The sequence below is a fragment of the Dyella japonica DSM 16301 genome (assembly GCF_001010355.1).
In the GTDB taxonomy this organism is placed as follows: Bacteria; Pseudomonadota; Gammaproteobacteria; order Xanthomonadales; family Rhodanobacteraceae; genus Dyella; species Dyella japonica.
On sequence record NZ_JPLA01000047.1, the window covers coordinates 1 to 14,544 of the forward strand.

The following is a 14,544-nucleotide window of genomic DNA, read 5'->3' on the forward strand; positions in this document are numbered from 1 at the left end:
CCTCACCCCAGCCCTCTCCCCGGCGGGGAGAGGGAGCCAAGCGCGGGCTCGCTTGCTTGTTGCGCCACCCCACCCCACCCCATAAAAAAAGCCCGCCTTTCGGCGGGCTCTTCATCCAACCAGTGACCCCGCTTACGCGTTCGCCACCGAATAACTCTTCAAGCGACCCGCAAACTCCTGCAGCGCGCGGATACCGCTCTGCTCGGCCTCGGCGATCCACTGCTGCAGACCCTTCAGCGCCTGGTCGGCACCACGCTGCTCCATCAGGGCAGCCAGGCGATTGCGGAAATCACACACGGTGCTCAGCGTCGGGCGCTTGGCCAGCACGGCCTGCATGCGATCGCGGCCTTCGCTGTCCAGCCAGCGGCCACCATCGGCCAGGGCGCGACGCATGCGGCGCGGCACCGACTTGATGCTGTCGCCGGCGTGCTGCGCTTCGTCGCGCAGGGTCGGCATGATCACGTTGCGGTAGTAGTCGGTCATCGCAGCGAAGCGATGGGTCAGCACGCCCTTGAGCGTCTCGGCATCCGGCAGGTGCACGTTCGGGCGGACGTCGAGCGTCGGCGCCACGCGCAGCACCTTGGCCAGGCCCACGGCGCGCAGTGCGCAGATGGCAGCCCAGCCGATGTCGAACTCCCACTTGCGCAGGGCGAACTTGGCCGAGCTCGGGAAGGCGTGGTGGTTGTTGTGCAGCTCTTCGCCGCCGATCCAGAAGCCCCACGGAATGAGGTTGGTCGCGGTGTCGGCGCTTTCGAAGTTGCGGTAGCCCCACCAGTGGCCGATGCCGTTGACGAAGCCGGCGGCCCAGAACGGGATCCAGATCATCTGCACGGCCCACAGGGCAGCGCCGATCACACCGAACAGGGCGAAGCTGATGAACAGCATCAGGGTCGGACCCCAGTACGGATGCGCGCCGTAGAGGTTGCGCTCGATCCAGTCGTCCGGCGTGCCGCGGCCGTACTTCTCGAGGTCTTCCTTCACTTCGCTGGCGTCGCGGTACAGCGACACGCCATCCCAGAACACCTTCTTGATGCCGTAGATCTGCGGGCTATGCGGATCTTCTTCGGTCTCGACCTTGGCGTGGTGCTTGCGGTGCACCGCCACCCACTCCTTGGTGACCATGCCCGTGGTGAGCCAGCCCCAGAAGCGGAAGAAGTGCGAAATGGACCAATGCAGGTCCACGCCACGGTGGGTCTGGCAGCGATGCAGGTACAGCGTCACCGTGAAGATGGTGAGCTGCGTCATGACCAGCATGTAGATCAGCATGGTCAGCCAACTGGCGTGCGTCAGGCCGTTGGACAGGAAATTGAGTACTGCATCAAGCATGGGGAAACACCCAGGTGTATGAAAAGTCAGTCTAAACGAGGGGTTTCCGTACCCGCCAGCATGGACCAGCAAAATATTGTCGCACCCATTTGCGACGACAAAGTTAATGTGCTGTATCGCCCATCGGCGCCCTCTCCCGGTTGTATGAAGTTGGGGCCGCACTGACAATCATGCAATGACCGCGCCTAGCACCGTATTGCAACTGGATCACATAACCCGACACCGCGCGGGACGTGCCGCCGTCGCCAATCTCAGCCTGACCCTGGATTCGGGACAGGTGCTGGGTTTGCTCGGGGTCAACGGGGCCGGCAAGAGCACCACGCTGGCCATGATCGCCGGTGCGCTGACACCCGACAGCGGCGCCATCAAACTGAACGGCAAGGACTTTCTGGAGCATCCGGAACTCGCCCAGCGCGGCATCGGCTGGCTGCCTGAACGTGCCCCGCTGTGGCCGGAACTGACCGTGCTGGAACATCTGGATGCCCATGGTCGCCTGCGTGGCCTGGGCGGCGCGGCGCTGGCCAAGGCGCGCCAGCGCATCGTCGAACGCCTGGAACTTGGCTCGCTGTCGCGTCGGTTGGCTGGCGTATTGTCGCAGGGCCAGCGCCAACGCCTCGGCCTCGCCTGCGCCTTGCTGCACGAACCGTCGCTGCTGGTGCTGGACGAACCGGCCAACGCTCTGGACCCCGTGCAGGTAGCCGCACTGCGCGCCGTGATCCGCGAACAGGCCGCGGCCGGCACCGCCGTCATTCTTTCCACGCACCTGCTGGCCGAAGTCACGGCAGCCTGTGACCGCGTGGCGATCCTGCACGAGGGGCAGCTGCGCTACGACGGCCCCATCACCGACGACGACCACAAGATGCTTGAGCAGACCTTCTTCGATATCGCCCTGCGCGGCGGCGACGGCAACGACAAGGCGCGGGCCGCATGAGGGTGCTCGCCGTGACGCGGCTGGAGCTGCGCCGCCTGATTGTTCGTCCGCTCGCCTGGGTGCTGGCCGCGTTGACGCTGGCGCAGCTGGCCTGGCGCTTCACTTTATTGCTCGGCGGCTTCTTGGCCGGGCAGATCAAGCTCGCCGCCTTGCCCGGTGGCCCGGGTTACACGGATCTGGTCGGCGTGCCGATGCTGAGCAGCATCCTCACCGGCGGCATCCTGCCGTTTGGCGTGGTGGAGCTGGCGCTGGTGATCGTGCCGCTGCTCACCATGTCCTCGCTCGCCGGCGAACGCAGCAATGGCACGCTGCCATTGTGGTTCGCCGCCGGCCTGCCCGCCTCGCGCATCGTGCTGGGCAAATACCTGGCGCTGATGTTGTGGCTGGTGTTGTGGCTGGCGCTCGCGCTGGCGATGCCGCTGAGTCTTTCGCACGGCGTCACGCTGGACTGGGGCAAGCTCGCCGCGGCGTCGCTGGGCGCCTTGCTCACGCTCGCTGCGCTGGCAGCGATCGGCGTGGCCAGTTCCGCTTACGCTTCGCACGCTTCGATCGCCGCCACCATCGCGCTCACGGTCGGCCTGGTGCTGGCCGGCATGAACATCGCCGTGCAGAAGGCCGGCGCGACCAGTGGTGTCTTCAACTGGCTGGCGCTCAGCGGACACCTTGAAGACATGCTGCGCGGACTGGTGTCGTTGTCGGATGTCGCGTGGTTTCTGCTGGTGATCGTGGTGGCGCTGGCGCTCGCCACGCAACGACTGGCCGCCGAAAAGGAGCGTGGCTGATGGCGCGCTTTTTCAGGCATCTGAATGGATGGCTATTTGCGCTGGCGCTGCTGCTGGCCGCGGGCGCCATCGGTTATCTCACCACGCGCCACGATCATGTCAGCGACTGGACCTTCGGCGGGCGCGCCAGCCTCTCCCCTGAAAGTCGCGCGGTGCTGGCGACGCTGCACGGTCCGGTAGAGATCGTCAGCTACGCCAATCCGCAAGGCGACCTGCGCCATACCGTGGCCGGTTTCGTCGAACGCTATGAGCGCGCGAAGCCGGATCTGACTCTGCGCTTCGTCGATCCGCAGCAGGATCCGGCCGCGATGCGCGAGCTGGGCATCACGGTGGATGGCGCCCTGATCCTGCATTACCAGGGCCGCGAGCAGCGCCTCGACGAACTGTCCGAGCGCAGCCTGACCAATGCACTGGAGCGCCTGGCGCGCGGCGGCGAGCGCATCGTCGCGTTCGTCTCCGGCGATGGCGAGCGTCGCGCGGACGACAAGGGCAATGCCGATCTGGGCATGTTCATGGCGCAGATGGAAGGCCGCGGTATGCGCGCCGTGCCGCTGAATTTCGCCCAGGTCACCGCGGTGCCGCAGCACACCGATCTCGTCGTGCTGGCGAGCCCCGAGCTGGCCTTGCCCGATGGCGCGGTGAAAGCGCTGACCGACTATGTGAGCAACGGCGGCAACCTGTTGTGGTTGAGCGAACCCACCAATGACGACCTGCATCTGGCGCCGCTGGCCGATGCGCTGGGCATCCGCATCCTGCCGGGCGTGCTGGTCGATGGTCAGGGCGCGGCGCTGGGTTTGAAGGATCCGCGCATGCTCGCGCTGGGCGATTACCCGCAGCATGCGATCACGCGCGGCTTCCAGCTGACCACGCTGTTCCCGCAGGTGTCCGCGCTGGCGATGGCGGCGCGTACCGACTGGAAGGTCGCGCCGTTCCTGCGCTCGAGCGCGCAGAGCTGGACCGAGTTCAAGCCGATCGACAACGCGCAGAGCTCCAGCATCCAGTACGACGCCAGCGCCGGCGAGCTGAAGGGACCGCTGGATTTCGGCTTTGCCTTGAGCCGTCTCTCGCCGAGCCCCGACAAGGCCGAGCAGCGCGTAGTGGTGATCGGCGATGGCGATTTCCTCTCCAACACCTTCCTCGGCAATGGCGGCAATCGCGCGCTGGGCGAACGCATTTTCGACTGGCTGCTGGGTGACGACGCCCTGGTGAATCTGCCGCCGCGCGGCGCGCCTGATCGCCTGCTCAAGATCACCCAGGCGCAGCTGAGCAGCGTCACGCTTGGCTTCCTGGTCGTGCTGCCGTTGTTGCTGCTGCTGATCGGTGGCTTCATCGTGTGGCGTCGACGTCGCGCATGAAGCGGGCGACGCGACAGCGGGCGTGGCTGGTGGCCGGTGTCCTTGCGATCGTCGCGATCGCGGGATGGCAGTGGCGGCAGGATCGTGCGCAGGCGAACGACACCCTGCTGGCGCTCGATCCGGCCAGCGTGCATGACATCGCGCTTGCCATCGGCAGCGGCAGCACCGAACACTTCACCCGGCGCGACGGCCACTGGTGGCGCACCGACGGCACGCCGGCACGCGCAGATGATGGCCGGCTCGGCGAACTCGCCGACACCGCCTCCGCCGCCGTGCTGAGCTGGCGCCCACTGCACGACTTCGACCCCGCCAAGATCGGCCTGGCCGCCCCGGTGGCCGTACTCACGCTGGATGGCCAGCGCCTGGAATTTGGCGAGACCTCGGTGACCGGGCCGCAGCGCTATGTGCGCGTGGGCGATCGGGTGGCGCTGATTTCCGTGCGCTATACGCCGCGCGGCGCGACTGCCGAGGCGACCAAGGTCAAGGAGTGAGGGGAGAGGAGTGAGAAGTGAGAGGGGCAAGGCGGCTTTTTCTCACTCCTCACTCCTCTTCACTCACTCCTGCCCTACCCAGGCGTACCTTGCACCGTCTCCCAGACTCCCCATATGGGATAGCAAACCTCGACAGGAGCGATGTCATGAGCAAGCAGGCGATCGGCGTAGTAGGCATGGCCGTGATGGGCAGCAATCTCGCCCTGAATATCGAAAGTCGCGGTCATGCCGTGTCGATCTACAACCGGCATCGCGAGCGCACCGATGAAGTGGTCAAGGACAACCCCGGCAAGCGCCTGGTGCCCACCTACTCGCTCGAGGAATTCGTCGCCTCGCTGGAAAAGCCGCGCCGCATCCTGCTGATGGTCAAGGCCGGCGAGCCGACCGACGCCACGCTCGCACAGCTCAAGCCCCTGCTCGACAAGGGCGACATCGTCATCGACGGCGGCAACACGTTCTTCAAGGACACCATGCGCCGCGAGAGCGAGATGAGCGCGGCGGGCCTGCACTTCATCGGCACGGGCGTGTCCGGCGGCGAGGAAGGTGCGCTGCACGGCCCGTCGATCATGCCCGGCGGTCCGCGCGAGGCCTACGACCTGGTCGCACCCATCCTCACCGAGATCGCGGCGCGCGCGCCTGATGGCGATCCGTGCGTGGCCTATATGGGCCCGAACGGCGCAGGCCACTACGTGAAGATGGTGCACAACGGCATCGAGTACGGCGATATGCAGCTCATCGCCGAAAGCTATTCGGTACTGCACAACGTGCTGGGGCTGTCGAATGATGAACTGGCCGAGGTCTACGCCGACTGGAACAAGGGCGAACTGGACAGCTACCTGATCAGCATCACCGCCGACATCTTCACCAAGAAAGACAAGGACACCGGCAAGGCGATGGTCGACATCATCCTCGATCGCGCCGCGCAGAAAGGCACCGGCAAGTGGACCAGCCAGAGCGCGCTCGACCTGGGCGTCCCGCTGCCGTTGATCACCGAATCGGTGTTTGCGCGCCTTCTTTCCTCACTCAAGGAAGAACGCGTCGCCGCCAGCAAGATCCTCAAGGGACCGGCGCCGCACAAGTTCGACCGCGATCGGAAGGCATTTATCGAAGCTGTGCGTCGTGCGCTGTATCTGAGCAAGATCGTGTCCTACGCACAGGGCTTTGCGCAGCTGCGCGCGGCATCGGACGAGTACCAGTGGAATCTGCCGTACGGCACCATCGCCCGCATCTTCCGCGCCGGCTGCATCATCCGCGCGCGCTTCCTGCAGAAGATCACCGATGCGTATGAGCGCGATCCGCAGGTGAAGAACCTGCTGCTGGATAGCTATTTCCGCGATATCGCCGCCAACTACCAAGACGCGCTGCGCGAGGTGGTGGCGGCCGCGGTGAAGGCAGGCGTGCCGGTGCCGTGCTTCTCTTCGGCCATTGCCTATTACGACGGCTACCGCGCGGAACAGTTGCCCGCGAATCTGTTGCAGGCTCAGCGCGATTATTTTGGTGCGCACACGTTTGAGCGGGTGGATAAGGAAGGGAGTTTTCATAACGACTGGGGTTGAGTTGCGGATCGAGGCGATCCTGTAGCTCCGCGGTCGCGCACAGGGTGCGCTCCCACAAGGACTGGCATCACCTGTGGGAGCGCACCCTGTGCGCGACCGCGGACTGTCAGAACCCTCTGTACTCACCATCGCTGCCCGCCCCATCTATCCGAGACATGAAGTGCCCGAGTTACCCGAAGTCGAAACCACCCGCCGCGGCATCGCCCCGCACCTGATCGGGCGCCGCATCACCGGCGTGACCCTGCGTCGCCCCGATCTGCGCTGGCCGATCCCGCCGGAGATCAGCACGCAACTACCCGGCCAGCGCATCGACGCGGTGGAGCGGCGCGCGAAATACCTGCTGCTGCACACCGAGGTGGGCAGCGCGCTGCTGCATCTGGGCATGACCGGCGTACTGCGGGTGCTGCCGCCCGACGCCTTGGTCGGCAAGCATGATCACGTGGATATCGCCCTCGAGCCCACCGCCACCGAAGGTCCGCGCGTCCTGCGCTTCACCGACGCGCGACGCTTCGGCTGTTTGCTGTGGCAGCCGCCGGGCGAGACGCACGAGTTGCTGGAAGACCTGGGCCCCGAACCGCTCACCGATGATTTCGACGGCGACTTGCTGTGGCGCATGTCGCGCGGACGCACGGCCGCGGTGAAGCTGTTCCTGATGGACAACGCCATCGTGGTGGGCGTCGGCAACATCTACGCCAGCGAAGCGCTGTTCGCCGCGGGCATCGATCCGCGCAAACCCGCCGGTTCCATTTCGCGCGCACGTTACGCGCGACTGGCGGGCGAAGTGAAGCGAATCCTGGCCTGGGCCATCGAGCGGGGCGGCACCACACTGCGCGACTTCATCAATCCCGATGGCGCGCCGGGATATTTCTTTCGCGAATTGCAGGTGTATGGGCGCGAGGGCGATGCGTGTCGGGTGTGCGGGACGCCCGTAAGGCAAGTGGTGCTGGGGCAGCGGTCGACGTTCTGGTGTGGGAAGTGTCAGAAGTAGTTGGGCTTGGTGCTGGCGCCGGATCGATCCAGGGGCGCGAAGGCGTGTCCATCGCCTGACGTGCCTGCCTGTCTGTGGGAGCGCACCCTGTGCGCGACCGCGGCGGATGGGTGTATCGCTCCGTAGGTTGTCGCGCACAGGGTGCGCTCCCACACGAAGAGCCGATGGGCACGTTGATCCGCCATCCACACGCCGGCGTTTCCCTTGTAGGAGCGCACCTTGTGCGCGACCGCAGCGCTGCGGTGCATCGCTCACGGAAGCCCGCGGCAGGCGGGCCAGATCGCGATAGCGCGACAACCGAGCGATAAGTGACTTCAGCGGATGACCAGCCATTCGGCTGTTGAAAAGCGTCTCCTGCCTTCGCAGGAATGACGGGATAGAAGCGTTCCCGCGAGCACCCGCCCCTCACCCCGACCCTCTCCCCGGAGGGGAGAGGGAGAAAAAGATCACTCGGGCCAGCGAAACTCCACAAACGTATTGTTGAAGTCCGGATCCTCCAACCCGCCACCCAAGGTGGCGATCAGCGACATCCCATCCGCCTCCAACTCCTGCCCCTCGGCAAACCGCGCCCCCAGCGCCTCCAACTCCACCAGGCGCTCACACAACAAACCTGCGCGATCACTATCGGCCTCGGGCACATGGCGAATGCTGATGTCCGGGCGACCGAACTTGCGCATGCCACGCGTGTGGATCCAGTAATTTCCGTTCTGCTCCGCATCGCGCAGTATCAACAGGTGATTGCGGATCGGCGCGCCATCGCGCACGACGAAATGTCTGCGCCAGGTGTCGGCGTCGTAGAGGTTAAGCGTCTGCGGATCGAGGATGGCCACGCCGCCCATGTCCAGCAGCGCCGCGAGCACGCCCAGCGTGTCGCGCAAATAACCAGTATCGGCGCTGTCGGGCAGGCGGCCGCGGATCACCAGCACTTCCGGTGCGTCGATGGCCTGGCGATACGCTTCAGGCGCGCCGTCCTTGAACATGCGGCCGACGCTGCCGCGCAACGGATAGCCATCCCACTGGCGCAGCTGCGCGTGGTGATGGCTGGTCATCTCCACCCCTTCGGGCAGGCCTTCGCTGCCGTAGTCCAGCGAGGGCGCGCGTCCTGACTGGAATTTGCCGAACACGAAGAACTGCAACAGGATGTCTTCGTTGCTCGACTGCCAGTGCGGACGTTGCCAGGCGGGAAAAGGGATTTTGGACATACCGTTACCATTCCTTAGATGAGTGCGAAACGCTCAATGCCCTTCGCCCAGCGGCAGCACGGGCTGCTGCAGTTCTATCCTGCCGTGTCCTTCCGTAATGTTCTTGAACTCGGCGCGACTCACGGAGACATAGCGGTCGTTGCCGCCGATCTCAACCTGCGGGCCTTCGGTGACCGCGCGGCCCTGTTCATCCACGCGCACCACCATGGTGGCCTTGCGGCCGGTATGGCATATGGTCTTGATCTCGTCCAGGTTGTCGGCCCAGGCGAGCAGATAGCGGCTGCCTTCGAACAGCTCGCCGCGGAAATCGGTGCGCAGGCCGTAGGCGAGCACCGGGACATTGAGCTTGTCCACCACGTCGCTCAGCTGCCACACCTGGGCCTTGCTGAGGAACTGCGCCTCGTCGACGAACACGCAATGCAAGGCGCCACGGGCTTTGATATCGGCCTGCACCAGGGCCAGCAGGTCTTCTTCGCCGCCAAAGCGCATGGCATTCGCCTTGAGCCCGATGCGCGAGGCCACCACGCCCTCGCCATAGCGGTTGTCCAGGGCAGGCGTGAGGATCAGCGTGCGCATGCCGCGCTCGTGATAGTTGTAGGCACTCTGCAGCAAGGTCGTGGTCTTGCCGGCATTCATCGCCGAATAGTAGAAATAAAGCTTGGCCATGACGGTTCCTGTGGCGGGGCGCTGATGTTACCCGGTTGACCGCTGGCCTTCAGCGCCTGGGACGCTCTGCCTATTCCTTGTCCAGCGGCGTGGTGCCCCCGGTGAACTGCGCGTGGGCCTGCGCCAGCCGGTAGTGGCGGTCGCCGCTCCAGCGCCGCCATTCGCGCAGGGTGAGCGCCCGGTACACACCCTTGAACGCGAGTATGCGTATCCAGACCTTGAACGAGTCAAATACGTCGCCCGCCAGCATCGAAATCACGCCCTGCTCGATCTGGAAGGTATTGCGCGGCGAACTGAATACCTGGCGCATGATCGACCCGTTGAAGCGGTAGATGAAGAACGCAAACCGCTTCATGCCCCGGCGCTGGCGACGTTCCAGGCGGCGTTGCAGTGCCGCCTCGCGGGAGGGATCGCGCAATGCCGCATCCACCACCTCCACCGCCTGTTCCGCGCCGCTCATGGCGAGGTAGACACCGGAAGAGAACACCGGGTCGAGGAAGGCGAACGCATCGCCGATCAACACCCAGCCGCGTCCAGCCATGCGTGCCGAGTCGTACGAGTAGTTGCCGGTGACGCGCACTTCGTTGTCGATCAGCTCGGCGTGTTCGATGCGCTTCCACAGCGCCGGATTCTGGCGCAGCGTTTCCAGCAGGAAATCGGTGCTGCGGCCACGCCGTTGCTTGAGATAGTCGGGCCAGCACACGGCGCCCACGCTCATCACGCCATCGGGCAAGGGGATCATCCACATCCAGCCGTAATCGAACCGGTAGATGCTGATATTGCCGGCGTGTTCGCCGGAGCGATATTCCGCCCCGCGAAAATGGCCGAAAATGGCCGCACTCTGGTGTTCGGCGTTCTTGCGCTTGAGCTTCTTCTTGCCGGCGAGAAACGCATCGCGACCGGAGGCATCCACCACGTAGCGCGCACGGATGGCGTACTGCTCACCCTGATCGGTGGACACCTGCACCACCCAGTCATGCGCGCCACGCTCTTCCACACCGCGCACTTCATGGCCTTCACGGGTATCCGCGCCACTGCCGGCGGCGTGGCGAAACAGCATCTGGTCGAAATCCTGCCGTCGCACCTGATAGGCATGCGGCGGGCTGTTGCCCAGCGCGCGGGAGAATTCAAAGGTGATGTAGCCGGACTCGTTGTCGGCCTCGAAATCCGCACCCGGCTTGAACACGCCCAGCGCGCGGACTTGGTCCAGCACGCCCAGCCGCTCGAAGATCGGCAGATTCATCGGCAGCAGCGATTCACCAATGTGAAAGCGGGGATGATGGACTTTCTCCAGCGCAATGACGCGATAGCCGCGCCGCACCAGCAGCGTGGCCGCCGTGCTGCCGGCAGGGCCGCCGCCGATGACGATGACGTCGCACTGCTCTCTCACTTCGCAAGCCGCTTCACCCACGTCGCATCCCCGCTTCAATGGTCTTGTTCGATTATGGCCGCGCATCGGCGCTCATGGCGCCGCGGGCGGCCGCGTGTTCAGCATCAGGGTTGCGTATCGGACTTGGAAGAGACCTGCTGGGGCGCGCCTACCTCAACGGTGCCCAGGAGTGGCCCCTTCAGTTGCCACTGCAGGTCCTTCAGGCCCAGATACTCGTCGGTCGACCACGCGGCGCTGTTGTAGTACTTGTCCAGCGGCCTCTCATCGTCGTCGTTGATGAAACCGGTGGTGCGCATATGCATCGAACCCATGCCCCCCAGCGAGTGCATCACCACACCGTTGCCGATGGCGCCTGTGTGGCTGCCGGTCGTCTGACTCGTCACGCGGAACAACTCTGCGGCCAGATGTTGACGGCCTTTCTCGTCCGAGTAGTGGTCGTAGATGTCCTTGCCCACGGCGATGGCCTCATCGCGTTCGGTGGAACTGAGGCGGTTCCAGTACAGCTCGCGCTGGATGATCAGGTCGCGATAACCGAGATCGGCAGCCAGGTCCATCCAGGCATACGCACGCGGTCGATCGACCGCCGTGCCTTCGCCGTTCCAATACATCGTGGCGACCATCGCTTCGGAGGGCTTGTCGCCGAAGCGCGCCGCCGCGGTGAACATCTGCAGGGCGCGGCGCTTGTCTCCCGCCTTGTACGCGTCGGCGCCGAGGCCGCGGAAATAGACGTCGGAATGGTGTTCGGCCACTCCCGGTTCCGCCAGCGATTCCTGCAGTATCGCCAGCTGCTTGAGATCACCGGGCTGGGCTGCCGCGGCATCCGTCGCCTGTGCCGACACCCATCCGGGCGTGACCGCCAGCGCGGCAATGCAGAAACTCCACAGGACTGCTTTGGCCATATCACGCTCTCCTTGGTGATGCGACGCTTCGTGTCGTCCAGCATACCGCGTCCAGATGGGCGGACTTTGCCCCGGCCGCGCCTTGCGCCACGTCAGGACGCAGGCCGTGTGGGGTTGGCGGGCGGCGGCTCCACCCGTTCGGGCTCGCCCACGTCGACGCGGCTGTTCATCTGCAGCTGCCACTGCAGATCCTTCACATCCAGGTATTCGGCGGTGCTCATGTGCAGCGCCTTGTCGAACTTGCTGAAGTCCTCCACCGCGTTGTCGCCGTACGTCACCGTGCCGGTGCCCAGCCAGCCGACATGGCTGCCGGTGACCCGGGCGCGCATGCTGCCGATTTCGAGCGTGAGCCGGCGGGCACCGACAGCATCGCCATAGTCCGCCTCAAGGGTCGGGCGCAGTTCGCGCGCCTTGGCGCGCTCCGCATCGCTCAGCTCATCCCAGTAGATCTGACGCTGACGCAGCAATTCGGGATAGCCGCGGCTGGCGGCGAGTTCCATCCATGCATAAGCCAGCGGGCGATCCTTGGTCACGCCATCGCCCGTCCAATACATCAGGCTCACCAGCGACTGCGAGGTCTTGTCGGCGTAGCGGGACGCCAGGCGGAAGTAGTGGAAGGCGTCGCGGTGGTGGCCCTCGCGATACGCTTCCTGGCCTTTGTTGCGATAGCGCAGGTCGCTGTGGGCGTCGACGAACAGGCGCGATTCCATGCCGCCGAGCAGCTCTGTGTCGCGCTTGATGTCGGCAGGGTCGGCCGCCTGTTGCGCCCACGCGTGGCTGGCGCATGCAAGCGCCAGGATCGCGATGCCGATATCCGCCAGTCTGGCCATCTCACGCTCCCGTGATGCGCAGGTTCCGGCGTGCCGCGGCCTGCGGTTTGGGCAGCATAACCTGCCTTGGGCCGGGGCGCTCTGCTAACATCGGGCGCCGCCCAGCCACCGCGATTCCCATGCTCAATCCCCAACAATTGGCCGCCGTGGAACACTGTGACGGTCCGCTGCTGGTGTTGGCTGGCGCCGGCTCGGGCAAGACCTCGGTGATCACGCAGAAGATCGCGTATCTGATCGCGCGCAAGAAGCTCGCGCCCTCGCGCATCGCCGCCATCACCTTCACCAACAAAGCCGCGAAGGAAATGCGCGAGCGCGTGACCAAGCTGATCAGCAGCGAGGACGCCGCCGCACTCACCGTGTGTACCTTCCATGCGCTGGGCTTGAAGTTCCTGCAGATGGAGCACGCGCGCGCCGGGCTGCGCAAGGGCTTCTCGGTGCTCGATGCGGACGACAGCGAAGGCATCATCAAGGAACTGGCGCCCAAGGGCATCAAGCCCGACGTGCTGTTTGGCATCCGCAACCTGGTGAGCCGTGCGAAGAACGCCGGCCTTTCGCCGGAGGAAGCGCTCGCCGCCGCGCGCAGCCCGCGCGAGCTGGATGCGGCGACCATCTACGAGATGTACCAGGCGCGCCTGAACGCGTTCAACGCGGTGGATTTCGACGACCTGATCCGCCTGCCGCTGCGCATTCTCGAAAGCGACGAAGAGTGCCGCACGGTGTGGCGCGAGCGCCTGCGCTATCTGCTGGTGGACGAATACCAGGACACCAACGATGCGCAGTATCGCCTGCTGAAGGCGCTGGCCGGCGAGCGCGGCAGCTTCACCTGCGTGGGCGACGACGACCAGTCGATCTACGCGTGGCGCGGCGCCAACCCGGAGAACATCGACCAGCTCGGCAAGGACTGGCCCAGCCTGCGCGTGATCAAGCTGGAACAGAACTACCGTTGCGGCAAGCGCATCCTGCGCGCCGCCAACAAGCTGATTGCCAACAACCCGCATCTGCACGAAAAGAAGCTGTGGAGCGAGCACCCGGAAGGTGCGCAGATCCGCGTGCTCGAATGCAAGGAGAACGAGCACGAAGCCGAACGCGTCGCCGCCATTGCCGGCACGCTCGCGGAAAAACACAAGGCGCGCTGGCACGACATCGCCATCCTCTATCGCGGCAATTTCCAGGCGCGTCCGCTGGAAAAGGCGTTGCGTCTCGCCCGCGTTCCGTACCATCTCTCCGGCGCATTGAGCTTTCTCGATCGCGCGGAAGTGAAAGACCTGCTGTGCTATTTCCGCCTGCTCACCAACCCCAGCGATGACGCGGCCTTCCTGCGCGTGGTGAACGTACCCAAGCGCGAGATCGGCGCCACCACGCTGGAGAAACTTGGCGAGATCGCCCAGACGCGGCACGCGCCCTTGCTCGAAGCCGCGCGCAGCGATGCGGTGCTGCGCCAGCTGTCGCCGCGTCCCGCTTCGGCGCTGGCCTCGTTCACGCAGTTGATGGACGAGCTGCGCAGCGCGTCCATCCACCAGAGCGCCGCCGACCTGGTGGAGACCGTGCTGCAACGCACCGGCTACGCCGCGCACGTGGCCGCCAGCACTACCGACGCCACGCTGCGCGAGCGGCGCCTGGGCAATCTGCGCGAGCTGGCCGACTGGTTCCGCGCGATGCAGCGCAACGACAACACAACGGGCGATTTGGCCGCCCAGCTCGCCCTGCTGACGCATGCCGATCGCGACGAACCTGGCAACGCCGTGCGCATGATGACGCTGCACGCGGCCAAGGGCCTGGAGTTCCGCTTCGTCTTCATCGTGGGTTGCGAGGAAGGCACGCTGCCGCACGACGGCGCCATCGACGAGGGCCGCATCGACGAGGAGCGGCGCCTGATGTACGTGGGCATCACCCGCGCCAAGGAAATGCTCACCCTGTCCTGGTCGGCCAAGACCAAGCGCTACGGCGAAGTGAACAGCAACCAGCCCAGCCGCTTCCTGCACGAACTGCCGCAGGACGACCTGCACTGGCAGGGCAAGGACCCGGAGGCGGACAAGGAAGTGGTGCGCGAAACGGCGCAATCGCATATGGCAAAAATTGCCGCGATGCTCGCAGGCGGCTAGATCGCCCCAAGCGCCGGGACGTCACA

13 protein-coding genes are annotated in these 14,544 nt (G+C 65.3%); 7 read left to right on the top strand and 6 right to left on the bottom strand.

Annotated features, from left to right (window positions below):
- Positions 1 to 132: 132 nt before the first annotated feature.
- On the bottom strand, positions 133 to 1,326 hold the full coding sequence (locus Y882_RS15855) for a DesA family fatty acid desaturase (protein WP_046972921.1): 1,194 nt from the start codon (positions 1,324 to 1,326) through the stop codon (positions 133 to 135).
- Positions 1,327 to 1,501: 175 nt separating this feature from the next.
- On the opposite strand from Y882_RS15855, the gene Y882_RS15860 reads away from it, so the two are divergent.
- From Y882_RS15860 to mutM, 6 genes are all read left to right on the top strand, one after another.
- The gene (locus tag Y882_RS15860; protein ID WP_046972922.1) at positions 1,502 to 2,257 is read left to right on the top strand and encodes an ABC transporter ATP-binding protein; all 756 of its coding nucleotides are present in this window, start codon (positions 1,502 to 1,504) and stop codon (positions 2,255 to 2,257) included.
- Entirely contained in the window at positions 2,254 to 3,039 is a 786-nt protein-coding gene (locus Y882_RS15865) for an ABC transporter permease (RefSeq protein WP_046972923.1), read from the top strand. The genes Y882_RS15860 and Y882_RS15865 overlap by 4 nt, the downstream gene beginning before the upstream one ends.
- Positions 3,039 to 4,394, top strand: a complete 1,356-nt coding sequence (locus Y882_RS15870) for a GldG family protein (protein WP_046972924.1) — start codon at positions 3,039 to 3,041, stop codon at positions 4,392 to 4,394. Before Y882_RS15865 ends, Y882_RS15870 begins: the two co-directional genes overlap by 1 nt.
- Positions 4,391 to 4,885 (top strand): hypothetical protein, encoded by a 495-nt coding sequence (locus tag Y882_RS15875; RefSeq protein WP_046972937.1) that lies wholly within the window; start codon positions 4,391 to 4,393, stop codon positions 4,883 to 4,885. The genes Y882_RS15870 and Y882_RS15875 overlap by 4 nt, the downstream gene beginning before the upstream one ends.
- Positions 4,886 to 5,031: 146 nt before the next feature.
- Complete coding sequence (gene gndA / locus Y882_RS15880; protein WP_046972925.1) at positions 5,032 to 6,441, top strand: NADP-dependent phosphogluconate dehydrogenase; 1,410 nt, start codon at positions 5,032 to 5,034, stop codon at positions 6,439 to 6,441.
- A 160-nt stretch (positions 6,442 to 6,601) separates the two neighbouring features.
- Positions 6,602 to 7,429, top strand: a complete 828-nt coding sequence (gene mutM / locus Y882_RS15885) for a bifunctional DNA-formamidopyrimidine glycosylase/DNA-(apurinic or apyrimidinic site) lyase (RefSeq protein WP_046972926.1) — start codon at positions 6,602 to 6,604, stop codon at positions 7,427 to 7,429.
- A 446-nt stretch (positions 7,430 to 7,875) separates the two neighbouring features.
- Here mutM and Y882_RS15890 read toward each other — a convergent pair whose 3' ends face one another.
- The 5 genes from Y882_RS15890 to Y882_RS18990 form a co-directional block, all read right to left on the bottom strand.
- Positions 7,876 to 8,631 carry a hypothetical protein gene (locus Y882_RS15890; protein WP_046972927.1) on the bottom strand — a complete coding sequence of 252 codons (756 nt, stop codon included), beginning with the start codon at positions 8,629 to 8,631 and terminating at the stop codon, positions 7,876 to 7,878.
- Between the two features lie 33 nt (positions 8,632 to 8,664).
- Positions 8,665 to 9,297 (bottom strand): thymidine kinase, encoded by a 633-nt coding sequence (locus Y882_RS15895; RefSeq protein ID WP_046972928.1) that lies wholly within the window; start codon positions 9,295 to 9,297, stop codon positions 8,665 to 8,667.
- A gap of 70 nt (positions 9,298 to 9,367) precedes the next feature.
- Positions 9,368 to 10,708 (bottom strand): NAD(P)/FAD-dependent oxidoreductase, encoded by a 1,341-nt coding sequence (locus Y882_RS15900; protein ID WP_046972929.1) that lies wholly within the window; start codon positions 10,706 to 10,708, stop codon positions 9,368 to 9,370.
- A gap of 83 nt (positions 10,709 to 10,791) precedes the next feature.
- A complete protein-coding gene (locus tag Y882_RS18985) occupies positions 10,792 to 11,586 on the bottom strand; it encodes a tetratricopeptide repeat protein (RefSeq protein WP_052950064.1) in 795 nt (264 codons plus the stop codon).
- A 92-nt stretch (positions 11,587 to 11,678) separates the two neighbouring features.
- On the bottom strand, positions 11,679 to 12,416 hold the full coding sequence (locus Y882_RS18990; protein ID WP_052950066.1) for an SEL1-like repeat protein: 738 nt from the start codon (positions 12,414 to 12,416) through the stop codon (positions 11,679 to 11,681).
- Between the two features lie 119 nt (positions 12,417 to 12,535).
- On the opposite strand from Y882_RS18990, the gene Y882_RS15915 reads away from it, so the two are divergent.
- On the top strand, positions 12,536 to 14,518 hold the full coding sequence (locus tag Y882_RS15915) for a UvrD-helicase domain-containing protein (protein WP_046972930.1): 1,983 nt from the start codon (positions 12,536 to 12,538) through the stop codon (positions 14,516 to 14,518).
- Positions 14,519 to 14,544: the final 26 nt, after the last annotated feature.